The 18,043-nt window shown below is 69.4% G+C and carries 15 protein-coding genes; 12 read left to right on the top strand and 3 right to left on the bottom strand.

Going from position 1 to position 18,043, the window contains the following annotated elements:
* The first annotated feature begins 17 nt into the window (after positions 1 to 17).
* The 7 genes from FOZ70_RS17170 to FOZ70_RS17140 all read left to right on the top strand — a co-directional run bounded on the left by FOZ70_RS17170 (position 18) and on the right by FOZ70_RS17140 (position 7,091).
* Positions 18 to 857 carry a class II aldolase/adducin family protein gene (locus FOZ70_RS17170; RefSeq protein WP_059492314.1) on the top strand — a complete coding sequence of 280 codons (840 nt, stop codon included), beginning with the start codon at positions 18 to 20 and terminating at the stop codon, positions 855 to 857.
* 32 nt (positions 858 to 889) lie between these two features.
* On the top strand, positions 890 to 1,951 hold the full coding sequence (locus FOZ70_RS17165) for an ABC transporter substrate-binding protein (RefSeq protein WP_059677027.1): 1,062 nt from the start codon (positions 890 to 892) through the stop codon (positions 1,949 to 1,951).
* A gap of 4 nt (positions 1,952 to 1,955) precedes the next feature.
* Entirely contained in the window at positions 1,956 to 3,080 is a 1,125-nt protein-coding gene (locus tag FOZ70_RS17160) for an ABC transporter permease (protein WP_219706322.1), read from the top strand.
* The gene (locus tag FOZ70_RS17155; protein ID WP_219706321.1) at positions 3,074 to 3,901 is read left to right on the top strand and encodes an ABC transporter ATP-binding protein; all 828 of its coding nucleotides are present in this window, start codon (positions 3,074 to 3,076) and stop codon (positions 3,899 to 3,901) included. Before FOZ70_RS17160 ends, FOZ70_RS17155 begins: the two co-directional genes overlap by 7 nt.
* A gap of 50 nt (positions 3,902 to 3,951) precedes the next feature.
* Positions 3,952 to 5,145: a cytochrome c gene (locus FOZ70_RS17150; protein ID WP_219706320.1), complete on the top strand. Its 1,194-nt coding sequence runs from the start codon at positions 3,952 to 3,954 to the stop codon at positions 5,143 to 5,145.
* Between the two features lie 37 nt (positions 5,146 to 5,182).
* The gene (locus tag FOZ70_RS17145) at positions 5,183 to 6,136 is read left to right on the top strand and encodes an ABC transporter substrate-binding protein (protein ID WP_175888673.1); all 954 of its coding nucleotides are present in this window, start codon (positions 5,183 to 5,185) and stop codon (positions 6,134 to 6,136) included.
* A gap of 88 nt (positions 6,137 to 6,224) precedes the next feature.
* The gene (locus FOZ70_RS17140; protein WP_219706319.1) at positions 6,225 to 7,091 is read left to right on the top strand and encodes an MOSC N-terminal beta barrel domain-containing protein; all 867 of its coding nucleotides are present in this window, start codon (positions 6,225 to 6,227) and stop codon (positions 7,089 to 7,091) included.
* A gap of 135 nt (positions 7,092 to 7,226) precedes the next feature.
* On the opposite strand, the gene FOZ70_RS17135 is transcribed toward FOZ70_RS17140, so the two are convergent.
* From FOZ70_RS17135 to FOZ70_RS17125, 3 genes are all read right to left on the bottom strand, one after another.
* The gene (locus tag FOZ70_RS17135; RefSeq protein ID WP_059651073.1) at positions 7,227 to 8,645 is read right to left on the bottom strand and encodes a sensor histidine kinase; all 1,419 of its coding nucleotides are present in this window, start codon (positions 8,643 to 8,645) and stop codon (positions 7,227 to 7,229) included.
* A 79-nt stretch (positions 8,646 to 8,724) separates the two neighbouring features.
* Positions 8,725 to 9,405, bottom strand: a complete 681-nt coding sequence (locus tag FOZ70_RS17130; RefSeq protein ID WP_059853577.1) for a response regulator — start codon at positions 9,403 to 9,405, stop codon at positions 8,725 to 8,727.
* 145 nt (positions 9,406 to 9,550) lie between these two features.
* Positions 9,551 to 10,792: a multidrug effflux MFS transporter gene (locus FOZ70_RS17125; RefSeq protein ID WP_219706318.1), complete on the bottom strand. Its 1,242-nt coding sequence runs from the start codon at positions 10,790 to 10,792 to the stop codon at positions 9,551 to 9,553.
* Positions 10,793 to 10,894: 102 nt separating this feature from the next.
* Here FOZ70_RS17125 and FOZ70_RS17120 point away from each other — a divergent pair, with 102 nt between their 5' ends.
* The 5 genes from FOZ70_RS17120 to FOZ70_RS17100 all read left to right on the top strand — a co-directional run bounded on the left by FOZ70_RS17120 (position 10,895) and on the right by FOZ70_RS17100 (position 17,903).
* Positions 10,895 to 12,382, top strand: a complete 1,488-nt coding sequence (locus FOZ70_RS17120) for a PLP-dependent aminotransferase family protein (protein ID WP_219706317.1) — start codon at positions 10,895 to 10,897, stop codon at positions 12,380 to 12,382.
* 218 nt (positions 12,383 to 12,600) lie between these two features.
* Complete coding sequence (locus tag FOZ70_RS17115) at positions 12,601 to 13,701, top strand: ABC transporter substrate-binding protein (RefSeq protein WP_059623146.1); 1,101 nt, start codon at positions 12,601 to 12,603, stop codon at positions 13,699 to 13,701.
* 114 nt (positions 13,702 to 13,815) lie between these two features.
* Positions 13,816 to 15,588 carry an iron ABC transporter permease gene (locus FOZ70_RS17110; RefSeq protein ID WP_059485020.1) on the top strand — a complete coding sequence of 591 codons (1,773 nt, stop codon included), beginning with the start codon at positions 13,816 to 13,818 and terminating at the stop codon, positions 15,586 to 15,588.
* Entirely contained in the window at positions 15,581 to 16,648 is a 1,068-nt protein-coding gene (locus tag FOZ70_RS17105; protein ID WP_059552334.1) for an ABC transporter ATP-binding protein, read from the top strand. The genes FOZ70_RS17110 and FOZ70_RS17105 overlap by 8 nt, the downstream gene beginning before the upstream one ends.
* Before the next feature lie 163 nt (positions 16,649 to 16,811).
* Positions 16,812 to 17,903, top strand: a complete 1,092-nt coding sequence (locus FOZ70_RS17100; protein WP_219706316.1) for a porin — start codon at positions 16,812 to 16,814, stop codon at positions 17,901 to 17,903.
* Positions 17,904 to 18,043 lie beyond the last annotated feature (140 nt).

Below are 18,043 nucleotides of genomic sequence, written 5' to 3'. Positions count from 1 at the left end.
TCCGGGAGACCCTTACGATGTCCGCCGTTCCGTCCACACTCGAACGCACCGCGTCGGGCCTCGCGCTCGCCGCGTCGCCGCGCCAGCATTTCTGGTTCGATCCGCCCGCGCCGCGCGTCGACGTCGCCGCCGAGCGCCGTCACCGTCAGGAGCGGCTCGCCGCCGCGTTCCGCCTGTTCGCCCGCTTCGGCTTCGCACAGGGGCTCGCCGGCCACATCACCGCACGCGACCCCGAACTGCCCGACCACTTCTGGGTGAATCCGCTCGGTGTGCATTTCTCGCAGATCAAGGTGTCCGATCTGCTGCTCGTCAACGCGCGCGGCGAAACCGCGATCGGCACGCGCCCGCTGAACAAGGCCGCGTTCGCGATCCATGCGGCAATCCACGACGCGCATCCGCACATCGTCGCCGCCGCGCATACGCATTCGACATACGGCAAGGCGTGGTCGACGCTCGGCCGCCCGCTCGATCCGCTCACGCAGGACGCGTGCGTGTTCTATGAAGACCACGCGCTGTTCGACGACTTCACGGGGATGGTCGTCGACACGAGCGAAGGCGCACGGATCGCCGATGCGCTTGCGAAACCGGACGGCACCACGCACAAGGGCGCGATCCTGAAGAACCACGGAATCCTGACCGCCGGCCCGACGGTCGAGGCCGCCGCATGGTGGTACATCGCGCTCGACAACGCCGCGCACACGCAGTTGCTGGCCGAGGCGGCCGGCACGCCGCAACCGATCGATCACGCCACCGCGCGCCACACGCACGGCCAGATCGGCGGCCCCGAGGGCGCGCTGCATGCGTTCGACAGCCTGTTCGCGCGCGTCGTCGCCGACGAACCCGACCTGCTCGACTGAGCGCCTTCCCGCACGACCGGAGACCAGACCACATGACCCGAACCGCCGCACCCGCGCCCGCCAATGCGCGCCATACGCACGACACGCACGACGCGCTCGACGACAAACGCCGCAAGCTGCTGCGCGCGGCCGGCGCCGCCGCGCTCGCCGCGCCCGCGATCACGCTTGGCCGCAAGGCCTGGTCCGCGCCGCCGCTGAAGAAGCTCACGTTCGCGTGGAACCAGAACGCGTTCTGCCTGACGCCGATCGTCGTCGCGCAGGAGCGCGGCTTCTTCGAGAAGAACGGCCTGAAGGTCGAACTGATCAACTACAGCGGCTCGACCGACCAGTTGCTCGAATCGATCGCGACCGGCAAGGCCGATGCGGCGGTCGGGATGATCCATCGCTGGCTGAAGCCGCTCGAAGCCGGTTTCGACGTGAAGATCATCGGCAGCTCGCACGGCGGCTGCGTGCGGCTGCTCGGCTCGAAGGCGGCCGGCGTCACGACGCTGCAGGCGTTGAAGGGCAAGACTGTCGGCGTCAGCGACCTGGCCGCGCCCGGCAAGCATTTCTTCTCGATCCTGCTCGCGAAGAACGGGATCGATCCCGAGCGCGACATCACGTGGCGGCAGTATCCGGCCGACCTGCTCGGCGTCGCGGTCGACAAGGGCGAGATCCACGCGATCGCCGACGGCGACCCGAACCTCTACCTCCTCGAAAAGCGCAGCAACGGCGCGTACACGGAACTCGCCACGAACCTGTCAGGCGAATACGCACGCAAGGTGTGCTGCGTGATCGGCGCGCGCGGCGATCTCGTGCGCAACGACCGGCCGTCCGCCGCCGCACTCGCGCGCTCGATCGTGCAGGCCACCGAGTTCACGCACGACAACCCGAACGAAGCCGCGAAGGTGTTCGCGAAATATTCACCGAAGATCAGCCCCGAGGACCTGCGCAAGCTGTACGCGACGCTCACCTACACGCACCACCCGACCAACGTCGACCTGCAGCAGGAAATCGCGTTCTATGCGGACGATTTCCGCCGCATCAGCGTGCTGAAGAAGAGCACCGACCCGCAGCGCTTCGCGCAGCAGGTCTATGCGAACGTGCTCGGGTGACGCGATGTCGACGATCGAACACGCCTCCACCGCGCGCACCGCACCGTCACCGGCCGGCGGCGCGCCCGCTTCCGGTGCTTCCGGTGCTTCCGCTGCTTCCGCTGCCTCCGCACGCGTGGCCTGCACGGCCTGCGAAGCGACGCTCGCGGCCGAAGCGCGCCGCGCGCGCACCTGGCCGACCGGCATCGCCGCCGCGCTCGCCTGGGCCGCGCTCGGCGCCGTCACGCAGCTGTGGCCGAACCGCATCGTCGGTTTCAGCGACTGGGCGTACACGGACACGTTCGGCACGGCCGCGTGGACGATCGCCGCGTTGCTGCTCGCCGCCGCGACGCTCGGCCATCTCGTCGCCGCGACGCGCACGCGGCTCGCGCGCGTGCGCCCGGCCGGCCCGTGGCTCGTCGCGCTGCCGCTCGTGCTCGCCGCGTGGGAAATCGTCACCGCGAAAACCGGCTGGCTGCCGACGCCGTTCTTCGCGCCGCCGCAGGCACTGATCGAGGTCTACGTCGACGACTGGCCGCGCCTGCTCGGCAGCGCCGGCAACACGCTGAAGCTGCTCGCGCTCGGCTTTGCATACGGCGTCGCGGTCGGTTTCGCGGTCGGCGTGTCGATCGGCTGGTCGCGCCGGATCGGCTACTGGGTGCATCCGGTGCTGCGCGTGCTCGGCCCCGTGCCGGCCACCGCGCTGTTGCCGCTCACGTTCTACTTCTTCCCGTCGAGCTATTCCGCCGCCGCGTTCCTGATCGCGCTCGCCACCGGCTTCCCGGTCGCGGTGCTGACGTGGTCGGGCGTCGCGAGCGTCAACAAGCAGTACTACGACGTGGCGCGCACGCTCGGCGCGAACGCGCGCTTCCTCGTGCTGCGCGTCGCGATTCCGGCCGCGCTGCCGCACGTGTTCGTCGGCATCTTCATGGGGCTGAGCGCGTCGTTCACGGTGCTGGTCGTCGCCGAGATGATGGGCGTCAAGTCCGGGCTCGGCTGGTACCTGAGCTGGGCGCAGGGCTGGGCCTCCTACGTCAACATGTATGCGGCGCTGATCGTGATGGCGCTGCTGTTTTCCGGGCTGATCGCGCTGCTGTTCGCGGTGCGCGACCGTGTGCTCGCGTGGCAGAAAGGAACCGTCAAATGGTGAGCGCCGCCGCACTCGAATCGTCCGCTTCCGCTTCGCCCGCCGCGTCGCCTGCCGTCACGGCGCCGCGCGGCGCGCGCATCGACATCCGCCGCGTGAGCCATGCGTTCGACGGCCCCGGCGGCCCGCTGCCCGTGCTCGACGACGTCACGCTGTCGGTCGCGGCCGGCGAATTCGTCGCGCTGCTCGGCCCGAGCGGCTGCGGGAAATCGACGCTGCTGCGCCTCGTCGCGGGCCTCGACGCCGCGCGGCAAGGCGGAATCGCGCAGGACGGCGTGCCGATCGAGCAACCCGATCCGTCGCGCATCGTCGTGTTCCAGGACCCGACGCTGTACCCGTGGCGGCGAGTGCGCGCGAACGTCGCGCTCGGCCTCGAGGCGCGCGGCGTGGCGCGCGCGTCGCAGCATCGCGTCGACGATGCGCTCGCGCGCGTCGGCCTGCAGGAATTCTCGAACGTGTTCCCGCATCAGCTGTCCGGCGGGATGGCGCAGCGGGTCGCACTGGCCCGCGCGCTCGTCAACGATCCGCGCTTGCTGATTCTCGACGAACCGCTCGGCAAGCTCGATTCGCTCACCCGGCTCACGATGCAGGCCGAACTCACCGCGCTGTGGCAACGCGACGGTTTCTCTGCGTTGCTCGTCACGCACGATGTCGAGGAAGCGCTGTTCCTCGCGCAGCGCGTGATCGTGTTCGGGCCGCGTCCCGCGCGGATCGTCGCCGAATTGCGCGTCGACCTGCCCTACCCGCGCCATCGCGGCGACCCGCGCCTCGCCGAGCTGCGTCACGACGCGTTGCGGCATCTCGGGCTCGATGCGAGCTGGTAGATGCGCGGTACCGTTCGACGATGGGCCGCCGTGCGGCCGGAACGTAGCCGATGAATGCACCGACGTTCTCCGACTGGGCGCTGCTGTTTCTGCAAGGACTGTATCGCGCGCAAGTCGCGCTGTCGCGCGTGCTGCATGCGATCGGGCTGACGGGCGACGCTGACGGTCAGCCTGCGTGGCCGTGGGCCCGTCGCATCGCGCTCGAAACGCTGCGCATCGACGCCGGGCTCACGCGGCAACTCGCATTCGCCGTCGCGGCGACGACACTGGCCGCCGTGCTCGCGTGCATCGCGCTCGCGTTACGCAAGCGGCGTGCGGCGTCGGCGCTTGCGGTGCTGGCCGCGCTCGCCGTTGTGTGGTTCGCGCCGTGGCCACCGGCTTCGCTGTGGCTTTCGCCTGCCGTGCCGACGAGTTTCCAGCGCGATCCCGCGCCGTTTTCGGTATCGAACGTGATGCGCGGCGCGCACTTGTATGCGCAACACTGCGTGGCGTGCCACGGCGTGGACGGACGCGGGGAAGGGCCGCTTGCGGCCACGCTCCCGCACTGGCCGCCGACCTTCGCCGGCGCCCTGCTCGCCCGCCGCCTCGACGGCGAACTGTTCTGGCGCGTGCGCCACGGGACACGCGACGAACGCGGTGCGCCGACGATGCCCGGCTTCGCCGCGACGCTCGGGCCCCGCGACACCTGGGCCGTGCTCGACTATCTGAAAGCGCTCGCCGCGGGCAGCGGCGCGCAGGCGGAAGGCGCGTGGCCCGTGCCCGTCCCGCTGCCGGCGCTCGACGTGCGCTGCGGCAGCGCCGCGCCCCAACCGCTCGATCGCTGGCGCGCAGGCCAGCGCGTGCGCATCGTCGCACTCGCGCCGGGCGCGGCGCCCCCGCCGGAAGACGCGCGCTGGCAAACCTTGCTCGTCACGGCAAGCGGCACGCCCGTCGTGCAGGCGGCCGGCACGGCGCGAGCCGATTGCGTCGCGTCGACGCCCGATGCGTGGCTCGCCTTCGCGACGATCGCCGGCGTGGCGCCCGCCGCGCTCGGCGGCACGCAGCTCCTCGCCGATCGCCGCGGCTGGCTGCGGGCGCGCGCGTTGCCGGGCAGCGCGGGCTGGTCGGATGCCGACCTGCTGTGCCGCTCGGACGCCACGGCACGGCCGGCGGTACCGGCCGCGAACGGCGACGCGCTGACCGCGCTGCTGCTGCGCGTCGACACGGAGCCCGTGCGCGACGTGCAGGCCGGGCTTCCGCATTGATTGAATCCCTGACTTTCTCTTTCGACCGAACTTCACGATGAATCCGACCCGACGTCACTTCCTCGCGCGAGCGAGCGCCCTCGCCACGATCGCCGCGGCCCCGGCCGCCGTGCGCGCGCAATCGGGCACGCGGCCGCTGCTGCGCGCCGGCGACCAGAAAGGCGGGCTGCGCGCGCTGCTCGAAGCAGCCGGCGAACTGAACGGCCTGCCGTACGACATCGCGTGGACCGAGTTCCCGGCCGCCGCGCCGCTCGCCGAAGCGCTGAATGCGGCCGCCGTCGACTGCGGGCCGATCGGCGATGCGCCGGTGATCTTCGCGCTCGCGTCGGGCGCACGCATCAAGGTGATCGGCGCGAACCGCTCCGACCCGTACGGCACGGCGGTGCTCGTGCGGCCCGATGCCGCGCTGAAAGGCCCGGCCGACCTCAAAGGCAAGCGCATCGGCACCACGCGCGGCTCGATCGGGCATTTCGTCACGCTGAAGGCGCTCGACGCGGCCGGCCTGCCTCCCGACGCCGTCTCGTTCCGCTTCCTGCCGCCGGCCGATACGATGCTTGCGCTCGCAACCGGTTCGATCGATGCGTGGGCGACCTGGGAGCCCTATACCGCACTCGCGGAAACGAGCGGGCGCGCGCGCGTGCTCGTCAGCGGCCGCGGGCTGTGGTCGGGCCTCAGCTACATCGCGGCGACCGACGCGGCGATCGCGTCGAAGCGCGACGTGCTGCACGATTTCCTGCGGCGCGTCGTGCGCGCGCAGGCCTGGTCGTACCGGCATGCCGACGCGTATTCGGCGGCGCTCGCGCGCATCATCGGCATCCCGCCGGCGGCCGCGAAGCTGCAGTTCGAGCGCCGCAACACGCGCTGGTTGCCGATCGATGCGACGGTCATCGCCGAACAGCAGCGCACGGCCGACTTCTACCTGAAGGCGGGACTGCTGCGCCAGCCGCTCGACGTGCGTACCACGTTCGACCCCGGCTTCCCGCTCGCATGACCGTCCGCGCGACGCAGCGCAGCCGTCCGAACGGCTGCGGCGCGATCTGGCACAATCGCAGTCTCGCCATCCGCCTTCAGCCAGCGTCATGCCAGCCATCGCCGAACTCTTCGTCTATCCGATCAAATCCTGCGCCGGCATCGCGCTGTCGCGCGCGCAGCTGCTCGAAACGGGCCTGGCGTATGACCGCCACTGGCTGATCACCGACCCCGCCGGACAGATGATCACGCAGCGCACGCACCCGCGCCTCGCGCTGATCCGCACCGCACTGAACAACGATGCGCTCGTGCTGAGCGCGCCGGGCATGCGCGAGATCCGCACGCCGCTCGACGGCGACGTATCGCCCGCCACGCCGAAAATGGCCGCGACCGTGTGGCGCGACACCGTCGATGCGATCGACACGGGCGCCGAAACGGCCGCCTGGCTCACCGAATTCCTCGGCACGCCCGCGAAGCTCGCGCGCTTCGCGCCCGACGCGCGCCGCGGCTGCAACCGCAAATGGACCGGCGAGATCGATACGCACACGCAGTTCGCGGACGGCTACCCGCTGCTCGTGATCGGCCAGTCTTCGCTCGACGACCTGAACGCGCGGCTCACCGCCAAAGGTGCACCGGCGATTCCGATGAACCGCTTCCGGCCGAACATCGTGGTGTCGGATCTCGACGCGTACGAAGAGGATTTCGTCGAGCATCTCGATACGGAAGGTGCGTCGCCCGTGCGGCTGCGGCTCGTGAAGCCGTGCACGCGCTGCCCGATGCCGACGATCGACCAGGTCAACGGCGCGCCCGATCCCGCGTGGCCGCACGAGCCGACCGACACGATGCAGACCTATCGCGCGAACCCGAACTTCGGCGGCGAGCTGACGTTCGGCATCAACGCGATCGTCGTCGAAGGCGCGGGCGGGTGGCTCGAAGTCGGCCAGGCGCTGGAAGCGGAGATCGGGTTCGGCGATTGAGGCCCGTACACGGCACCGCTCACTCGATCACATCGTCTTCGTAGCCCGGAAGCCGCCCGAGCGGCTTCCTACTGCCTGCTAATCGCCTCCCGCTTACCCGTTACCGCTCCCGGCTGCCCACATCGCAACTCGCCATCACGCGGCATGCGCAGCCGCGTCGTTCGCCGCCGGCAACCGGATCGTCACGACCAGCCCCCCGCCGGCCGCATCGGCCAGCGTCACCGTGCCCTGATGCACGCGCGCGATCTCCCGCACGATCGACAGCCCGAGCCCCGTCCCCTCTACCGTCTGCGTCTTGCTGCCGCGATGGAAGCGCTCGAACACCGCGTCGCGCTCGTCCGCCGGCACGCCCGGCCCGTTGTCGATCACGTCGAGCCGCGCATGCGCCCCGTCGCGCGACACGCGTACCGTAATCACCGCGCGATCGCCCGCATAACGGATCGCGTTGTCGATCAGGTTGCCGATCATCTCGCCGAGCAGGTCGGGCTGCCCGTGCACGTCGATGTCGGCTTCATGCTCGAAACCGAGATCGATGTCGCGCGCACGGGCGACCGGCGACCAGTCGAGCGTCACGCTGCGCGCGAGGCGGTGCAGCGCGACCGGCTGGTGGGCAACAGCGTGGCCGCTGTCCGAATCGAGCCGCGACAGCGACAGCAGTTGCTGGACGATCTTCGCGGCCTGCCGCACCGCGCCGTTCGCGCGCCGCAGGTGCCCGTTCGCACGCGGCTGCTCGTCGGGCCGCAGCGCGAGCTCGACGCCCGCCTGCACGGCCGCGAGCGGCGTCTTCAGTTGATGGGCCGCGTCCGCGAAGAAGCGGCGCCGCGCGACCTGCATCCGCTGCGTGCGGCCGATGTACTGGTTGATCGACTCGACGAGCGGCGCAAGTTCGCTCGGCATCGCGCCGGTATCGAGCGGCGTCGTATCGTCCTCGCTGCGCGCGGCGACCGTCGCCGACAGCCGGTTCAGCGGCCGCAGCCCGCGCCCGACGCCGAGCCACACGATGCCAAGCGCCAGCACGACCAGCAGCCCTTCCTGCAGCAGCGACCCCACCAGGATCTCGCGCGCGAGCGCCTGGCGCGCCTCGATCGTCTCGCCGACCATCACCCACACGATGCGCGACTGCGCGGTCGGCACGTCGTGCACCGGGATGCGCAGCGCGGCCATCCGCAGCTGTTCGCCGCGATAGACGACGTCGTAGTAGCGCGTGACGAACAGCGCACCGTCGCCCGCGTCGCGCCCGTGCGGCAGCGGCAGGTCCGGGTAGCCGGTGACCGTGTGGCCGTTGTCCTCGCGGATCAGGTAGTAGATCTTGCCGCCGTCGCTCGATTCGAGCATTTCGAGCGCGAGATACGGCAGGTCGACCTCGATCTCGCCGTCATTGAGCCGCACGCCTTCGCGGATCGACTTCAGCGACGACGACAGCGTGCGGTCGAACGCGACGTGCGCGGCGTTCATCGCGCGCTGGTACGTGAGCCACGAGTCGAGCGCGAGCAGGCCGAGCAGCGGCAGCAGCAGCCACAGCGCGACCTGCGTCCGCAGGTTCGGGCGGGGCATCATGCGTTCCGCCGGGCCGCCGCAACGACGCCACGCGCCGCGTCGGGGCGCAGCGAACCGCCGCGGACGGGCGGGACGCTCATTCCGCCACCTCCGCCCTCGCCTCCAGCAGATAACCGAGCCCGCGCAGCGTGACGATCGCGACACCCGTGTTCTCGAGCTTCTTGCGCAGCCGGTACACGTAGATCTCGATCGCATCGGCGTTGACCGACTCGTCGAGCCCGAAAATCTTCTCCGACAGCGTTTCCTTGTTGATCGCACGGCCGTTGCGCAGGATCAGCACCTCGAGCACCGAACGCTCGCGCGGCGTGAGCGACAGCGGCTCGCCCGCGAGATGGAAGCTGCGGTCGATGCTGTCGTAGGAAAGCGGCCCGCATTCGACCCGCGAATGCTCGTGGCCGAGGCTGCGGCGGATCAGCGCGCGGGCGCGCGCCTCCAGCTCGGTCAGCTCGAACGGCTTCGCGAGATAGTCGTCGGCGCCGAGATCGAGCCCCTTCACGCGATCCTCGACCGACCCGTGCGCGGTCAGGATCAGCACCGGCACCGGATTGCGCCGCGCGCGCAGCCGCCGCAGCACTTCCAGCCCGTCGAGCTTCGGCAGCCCGAGATCGAGGATCACCAGCGCGTAATCCTGCGTGCGCAGCACGTGGTCGGCCGCCTCGCCATCCGCCATGTGATCGACAGCGAAGCGCGCCGCGCTCAGCGCGTCGCTCAGCGACTGGGCGAGGTTCGGGTTGTCTTCGACGAGCAGCACACGCATGGGGATTCCGGGAAGGTCAGCGACAGGCCGCTACATTACATGATCCTTTCCGTCGCGACGCCTCGCGGAAACACGGGTTGCGCCGCGGGCCCGCCCGCGCGTCGGCCGGCCCGCCGACCGTCGCCGAACGCTTGGCGCTCAGCGCTCAGCGCTCGGCGGCGGCGGCACGGCTTCGCGGCGCGAAACGCGAACCTTCACCTGCGTGCCGCCGCTCGCGCAGGCCGACCACCACCGCCAGGAACGCGACGCTCGCCCCGGCCGTGATGACGATCATCGGGCGCGCGGTACCGTCCGACAGCCACGCCAGCACGCCGCCGCACGCGGCCGTGATCGCCATCTGGATAAAGAAGAACAGCCCGGATGCCGTCCCGGCGATCGTCGTGTACGGCTGCATCACCGCGAACTGGCAGGCCGGGATCGCGATCCCGACGGCGATCATCACGAAGAACATCGGGACGACGAGCGCCGCCACCGCCGTCGGCGCGACCGCTCCGCCGACCCACAACGCGGCGGTGCCGGCCAGATTCACGCCCGCCGCCGCCGCGATGACCGAATCGGCCTTCCAGCGCGTGCCGGTCCGTGCGAACACGTGCGAGCCGATCAGGTAGCCGAGCACGGTCAGGCCGAAGATCGCGGCATACACCGGGCCGGATACGCCGCGCTGCCGCTGGAACAGCGTCGACGATTCCGCGATGAACGGGTAGTACGTGCAGTACGCGAAACTGATCGCGAGCGAGTAGCGCAGGAAACGGCGCTCGCGCAGCAGGCCCGCGTAGGTCCGCAGGAGCCCCGCGCCCGGCACCGGCCGCGCGTCGCTTTCGCGGGTCTCCGGCAGGTAGCGCAGCACCATCGCCGCCGCGACCACCCCGCCCGCCGCCAGCGATCCGAACACGCCCCGCCATCCGAGCCACTCGGCCAGCGCGCTGCCGGCCAGCGGCGCAATCACGGGCGACAGCGCCATGCCGGCCGAGATCCGGCCCAGCATCGTCGCCTGCATCGCGGCCGGGAAGCGCTCGCGCACGATCACCCGCCCGACCACCGTGCCGCAGCAGCCGCCCAATGCCTGGAAGATGCGTGCGGCGACGATCGCCGCGACGCTGGTCGCGCACGCGCAGGCGACGCTCGCGACCACGTAGAGGCACAGGCCGCCGATCAGGACGGGGCGACGGCCGTAACGGTCGGACAACGGCCCCGACACCAGCATCGACAGCGCATAACCGACCATGTAGAGCGTCAGCGTGAGCTGCAACTGGGCGTCGGTGCCGTGCAGCGTGTCCGCCATCGCCGGCAGCGACGGCAGGTACGCATCGATCGTGACGCGCGGCAGGCACACGACGAGCATCAACAGGAACAGCCAGCCCCACTGGGGTAATGAACGCGTTTTCATGCGGTGAGCCCGCCTCCGGTCGGATCGTTGTGGTCGACTGAAATCTAAGGTCAAAGTGATATAAGCTGAAGGGCCATTAAATTCGACCCTGACTGGACCACTATGGCGCGAGGCAAAGCCGCGATACCGCTCGATCTGCCGTGCCCTGCCGGGCTGTCCACGGGCAATCCGCAGTCGAAGCAGGAGTGCATCGCCGACGCGCTACGCGATGCGATCCTGAAACGCCTGCTCCCCGGCGACAGCCCGCTGCCGTCCAGCCGCACCCTCGCGGCGCGCTGGGGCGTCGCCCGGGGGACGGTCGAGGCGGCATACGACCGGCTGTGCTCGGAGGGGTACATCGCCCGCGCGCAAGGGTCGGGGTCGCGGGTATGCGCGGTGGTACCGGACAGCTACCTGCGCGCGGCCGCGCAATCTCGCGACAACGGCGCGCCCCCTGTCGACGCGCGCCCCGCGCCGGCGCGCACGACCGACGCCGCCGAGCCGGAACAAGGCGTGCGTCCGGGCGTCCCGTTCGTCGCGCGGCTTGCCGATCCCGGCCTGCTGCCGATGCAGCAATGGAAAAAGGCGCTCGGAGCCAGCCTGCTTGCCGCGACGGCGAACGACCTCGGGGCGACGCCGGCACAAGGCGTCGAAAGCCTGCGCGACGAAATCGCCGCCTACCTGCGCGAATATCGCGGCATCCCGTGCAACGCCGGCGACATCTTCATCACGACCGGCATCCGGCATTCGATCGATCTCGTCGCGCGCACGCTGCTCACGCCCGGCTCGACGGTGCTGATGGAGGACCCCGGCTACGCGTCGGCCTGGCAGATCTTCACGATCGCGGGCGCGACCGTGATCGACGTGCCGGTCGATCGGGAAGGCATCGATACCGCGTCGCTGGACCGCCATCCCGATGCGCGGGCGGCCTACGTGACGCCCGCCCACCAGGCGCCGCTCGGCGTCACGATGTCGGTGTCGCGCCGGCTCGAACTGCTCGACTGGGCGCAGCGCACCCGCGCGTGGATCGTCGAAGACGACTACGACGGCGAATTCAGCTACCAGACCGCCCCGCTGCCCGCGCTGAAATCGCTCGACGCGTGCGATCGCGTGATCTACTGCGGCTCGTTCAACAAGACGCTGTTCTCGGGGCTGCGCATCGGCTTCATGGTCGTGCCGGCGGCACTGCGGCCGGCGCTGTCGGCCGTGTGGCACGCGACCGCGCGCTCGGTCGGCGTGGCGCCCCAGCTGGCGCTGGCCCGCTTCATCGCGCACGGCGATTTTGCGAAGCACCTGCGCGCGGCGCGTCACGCGTACCGCCAGCGGCGCGACATCGTGCTCGATCAGCTGGCGAAACACGCCGGCGGACGGTACACGGTGTCCGGCGAACACGCGGGCTTTCATTTCGTGCTGTGGCTGCCGCCCGGGATGGACGACGCAACGTATGTCGCGCAAGCCCGCGCGGCCGGCATCGAGTTGCAGCCGGTCCGCGGATTCTGTCGAAGCGCGCGGTGCGCAGCAGGCGTCGTCGTCGGGTACTCGGCGCTGACGGCCGCGCACGCGCGGCATGGCGGCCGGCTGCTCGCGAAGCTGCTCGGGCCCCCCGTCTAGGCGCCCCCGCCGTCGTTGCCGCGCCCCGCGGCAACCCGCTTCCCTCCGTTGCCGGATCGTGCCGCGCGCCGCGAAACGTCGGATCGCCGCCGCATCGACCTCGGGAAATCCATGACACGAACGACGCGATTGTGAACTGAAATGAAAGCGGGCTGAAAGTGCGCCGCAATTAACATCCGCGTCATTCGAACAACACCTAGACGTAACTGGAGGAAGACATGCCGTTTGCACCGAAGCACCTCGCCGCCGCGCTGGCGGTCGTTCTGGGCACTGCCGCGGGCAGCGCCGCCGCGCAGGTTCCGGCCGGGTATCCGGGGAGTTACCAGGGCGTGATCGACGCCGCGAAGAAGGAAGGCAAGCTGATCGTCTACTCGACGACCGACACGGGCCTCGTGCGCCCGCTGATCAAGGACTTCGAAAGCCTGTACGGCGTGAAGGTCGAGTACAACGACATGAACAGCACCGAGCTGTACAACCGCTACATCAGCGAGAACGCGGCGAGCAGCACCAGCGCCGACGTGCTGTGGAGCTCGGCGATGGACCTGCAGGTCAAGCTCGTCAACGACGGCCTGATGGCATCGTACGATTCGCCGGAAGGCCCGAACGTGCCGCAATGGGCGCAATACCAGAAGCAGGCGTACGGCACGACGTTCGAGCCGCTCGCGATCGTCTACAACAAGCGCCTGATCCCCGAAAACGAAGTGCCGAAAACGCGCGCCGACCTGATCAAGCTGCTCACGTCGCAACCGGACAAGTTCAAGGGCAAGCTCACGACCTACGACGTCGAGAAATCCGGCGTCGGCTTCAACGCGCTGACGCAGGACGCGCACCTGAACGAGAAGGTCACGTGGGAACTCGTGAAGGCCATCGGCAAGACCGGCCCGAAGCTGCAATCGAGCACCGGCGCGATGATGGAACGCATCTCGTCGGGCGAAAACCTGATCGGCTACAACATCATCGGTTCGTACGCGTACGCGAAGGCGAAGAAGGACAAGTCGATCGGCTACGTATTCCCGAAGGACTACACGCAGATCGTGAGCCGCCTCGCCACCATCTCGAAGAAGGCGAAGAACCCGAACGCCGCGAAGCTGTGGGTGGACTACCTGCTGTCGAAGCGCGGCCAGACCATGATCGCGAACCAGGCGAACCTGTACGCGATCCGCACGGACGTGACCGGCGAGACGTCGGCCGCGAGCCTCACGAAGGAACTCGGCGATTCGCTGAAGCCGATCCAGATCGGCACCGGCCTGCTCGTCTACCTGGACCAGTCGAAGCGGCTCGCGTTCCTGAAGCAATGGCAGCAGGCGATCAAGAGCTGATCGGCTGATCGGCTCCGGCTGACCCACGGCCACCCGCCGCACGTCGCGCGGGCGGCCCCTTCCCCTTACCGACTTCCTTGAGGCGGCCATCCGGATGGCCGCAGGGGCGAACTCATGCTTTCAACCAGCACCCGCGGCACGGCACCGGCCGCGCCACCTGCCGCCGGCCCGCGCGACGCGATTCCCGCGCTGCCGGTCAACAGCCTGCAGCCGCTCGCCGGCATGCTGCGCTGGATCGTCGTCGCGGTACTCACCATCGCCGTCGCACTGCCGCTCGGCTTCATCCTGTTCCAGAGCCTGCTGTCCGCGCCGTTCTTCGATGCGAACAAGACGCTCGGCATCGAGGGCTTCCGCTTCGTCTTCAGCGATCCCGACTTCTGGTCGGCCGTGAAGAACTCGTTCATCATCGCCGGCGGGATGCTGTTCATCTCGATCCCGCTCGGCGGCATCCTCGCGTTCCTGATGGTGCGCACCGACCTGCCCGGCCGCCGCTGGCTCGAACCGCTGCTGCTCACGCCCGTGTTCGTGTCGCCGATGGTGCTCGCGTTCGGCTACGTGGTCGCGGCCGGCCCGGTCGGCTTCTATTCGGTGTGGTTCAAGGAACTGTTCGGGGTACAGAACGTGCCCTGGAACGTGTATTCGATCTTCGCGATCACGGTGATCGTCGGCCTCACGCACGTGCCGCACGTGTACCTGTATTCGTCGGCCGCGCTGCGCAACCTCGGCTCGGACGTCGAGGAAGCCGCGCGCGTCACGGGCGCCCGCCCGTTCCGCGTCGCGCTCGACGTGAGCCTGCCGATGACGATGCCCGCGCTGCTGTTCGCCGGCGTGCTCGTGTTCTTCCTCGGCTTCGAGGTGTTCGGGCTGCCGCTCGTGCTCGGCGACCCGGAAGGCCACCTCGTGCTCGCGACCTACCTGTACAAGCTGACCAACAAGCTCGGCGTGCCGTCGTATCACCTGATGGCCGCGGTCGCGGTGTGCATCGTCGCGATCACGTTCCCGCTCGTGCTGCTGCAGCGCCGGCTGCTGAAGACGGCGAACCGCTTCGTCACCGTGAAGGGCAAGGCCGGCCGTACGACGGTGCTGCCGCTCGGCGTGTGGCGCTGGGTTGCGCTCGCGATCGTCGTGCTGTGGCTGATGCTGACCGTGATCGTCCCGATCTCGGGCATCGTGCTGCGCGCGTTCGTGACCAACTGGGGCGAAGGCGTCGCGCTCGCCGAGGTGCTGACGCTGTCGAACTTCACCGAACTGTTCGAGCAGGACAACCTCGTGCGCGCGATCGTCAACACGCTCGGCATCGGCGTGATCGGCGGCGCGCTCGCGATCGGCTTCTACTCGCTCGTCGCGTTCGCCGGCCACCGCCGCCCCGACTGGGCGACCAAGCTGCTCGACTACCTCGTGCTGCTGCCGCGTGCGGTGCCCGGCCTGCTCGCCGGTCTCGCGTTCCTGTGGATCTTCCTGTTCGTGCCCGGCCTGCGCGAGCTGAAGAACTCGATGTGGAGCATCTGGATCGCGTACACGGTCGTGTGGCTCGCATACGGGATGCGGCTCATCCAGAGCGCGCTGCTGCAGGTCGGCCCGGAACTCGAGGAAGCCGGCCGCAGCGTCGGCGCGACCCGCAGCCGCGTGTCGCTCGACGTGACGCTGCCGCTCGTGCGCTTCGGCCTGCTCGCCGCGTGGCTGCTGATCTTCATGATCTTCGAGCGCGAATACTCGACGGCCGTCTACCTGCTGTCGCCCGGCACCGAAGTGATCGGCGCGCTGCTCGTGTCGCTGTGGGCGACCGGCGCCGTCGACCAGGTCGCCGCGCTTTCTGTCATCAACATCGCGATGGTCGGCGCCGGTCTCGGCGTGGCCCTGCGCTTCGGAGTGAAACTTCATGGATAAGCTCATCGTCGACGACCTGCATCTCAGCTACGGCGCCAATCCGATCCTCAAGGGCGTGTCGTTCGAACTGAAGGCCGGCGAAGTCGTGTGCCTGCTCGGCGCGTCGGGCAGCGGCAAGACCACGCTGCTGCGCGCGGTGGCCGGCCTCGAACAGCCGTCCGACGGCCGCATCCAGCTCGACGACCGCGTGTTCTTCGACGGCGCGCAGCGCGTCGACCTGCCCGTCGAACAGCGCTCGCTCGGCCTCGTGTTCCAGTCGTACGCGCTGTGGCCGCACCGCACCGTCGCCGACAACGTCGGCTACGGGCTCAAGCTGCGCCGCGTCGCGCCGGCCGAACAGAAGCGCCGCGTGCAGACCGCGCTCGACCAGCTCGGCCTCGGCCATCTCGCGGAACGCTTCCCGCATCAGCTGTCGGGCGGCCAGCAGCAGCGCGTCGCGATCGCGCGCGCGCTCGTCTACAACCCGCCGGTGATCCTCCTCGACGAGCCGCTGTCGAACCTCGACGCGAAGCTGCGCGAGGAAGCGCGCGCGTGGCTGCGCGAACTGATCGTTTCGCTCGGGCTGTCGGCCCTGTGCGTGACGCACGACCAGACCGAGGCGATGGCGATGTCCGACCGCATCCTGCTGCTGCGCAACGGCCGCATCGAGCAGGAAGGCACGCCGGCCGAGCTGTACGGCGCGCCGCGCTCGCTGTACACGGCCGAGTTCATGGGCAGCAACAACCGGATCGACGCGCGCGTCGCGGCCATCGACGGCGAACGCGTGACGCTCGCCGGCGACGGCTGGGAGCTGCAGGCCCTCGCCCGCGACACGTTCGCGCCGGGCCAGGACGCGCAGGCCGTGATCCGCCTCGAACGCGTGCAGGTCGCCGACGGCCCGGGCGCGAACCGGCTGCAGGCCGACCTCGTCACGTCGATGTATCTCGGCGATCGCTGGGAGTACCTGTTCCATTGCGGCGAGATGCGCCTTCGCGCATTCGGCCACGTGCCGCGCGCCGCGGGCAAGCACTGGATCGAATTCCCGACCAACGACTGCTGGGCGTTCGCGAAAGCGGGCTGACCCGCGCGCGGCGGCAGCATGCTCGCCGTCGCGCAACGCATACCGCGCACATCTCGTCATGGGATGACATGCCTTCCGGCGGGCGTCTTCCGGCGTCTGTCGTGGGCTGCTGCGCGCCGCATCCGTTTCACCCCAACCCACAAGAACCAAGGAGACACCGTCAATGAAGTCACGCGCAGAACGTTCGATTCGCACAGTAGTCCTCACGGGATCGGCCACCGCGGCCTGCATCGCCGCATCCGTCACACACGCGCAGTCGTCGGTCACGATGTACGGGATCATGGATGCCGGCATCGAATACACGAACCACGCGGCGCCGGAGGGCGGCAGCTCGGTCAAGCTGAAGTCGGGCAACAAGAACACGTCGCGCTGGGGCCTGCGCGGCGTCGAGGATCTCGGCGGCGGGCTGAAGGCCGTGTTCCGCCTCGAAAGCGGGATCGACCTCGCGAACGGCGCGCTCGACGACGGCCCCGATTCGATCTTCGCGCGCCGCGCGACGGTCGGCCTGAAAAGCAAATGGGGCGAACTGACGCTCGGCCGCAACTACACCGTCACCTACGATTACATGCTGCCCTTCGACCCGATGGGGTACGCACAGAACTACTCGTGGGCCTCGGCGGCGACGGCGACGGGCGGCCGCAAGGACGGCATGTTCACGCGCTCGTCGAACGCGGTGCGCTACGACGGCGAATTCAGCGGGTTCAAGTTCGGCGCGCTGTACGGCTTCGGCAACGTGCCGGGCAGCGTGAAGACCAGCTCCAAATACGATTTCGCAGTCGGCTACGAGAAAGGCCCGTTCGCGGCGGTGGTCACGTTCGACCGGCAGAACGGCGCGGCCGACAGCGTCACGCCGGCCGATACGGTCAACTACATCCAGGGCATCCACGCGGGCCTGAGCTACGACTTCGGCAACCTGAAGACGATGGCCGGCTATCGCAACTACAAGCGCACGTTCCGCACCACGGCGGCGAACCAGTTGAGCGACACGTACTGGCTCGGCGGCTCGTACCAGTTCACACCGGCGTTCTCGCTGATCGCGGCCGTCTATCACCAGAACATCAAGGGCGGCAGCGATGCCGACCCGACGCTCGTGTCGTTGCGCGCGAACTACGCGCTGTCGAAGCGCACCGTGCTGTACGCGGCCGGCGCGTTCGCGATCGCGAAGCACGACCAGAAGGTCGGCGTGTCGCGCGATTTCGTGGGCTACGGTACCACGCAGGTCGGTGTGACTGCGGGGATTCAGCAGCGGTTCTGAGTTTGGTGTGGCGGGCGGCGGCAGGTATTTCTCGCAAGGAGCCGCTCGCCCTCGTTCCGCCTCGCACGCATCGACACCAAGTCGGTCAGAACAATAATGCGCGCACGTCAGGGCGCTCGGCATCGCGATACAGAATCGCG

This window comes from Burkholderia sp. COPS (assembly GCF_019425585.1).
Classification (GTDB): domain Bacteria; phylum Pseudomonadota; class Gammaproteobacteria; order Burkholderiales; family Burkholderiaceae; genus Burkholderia; species Burkholderia cepacia.
Note: the sequence above shows the minus strand (reverse complement) of the source record. Positions and strands in the feature narration are given on the sequence as shown.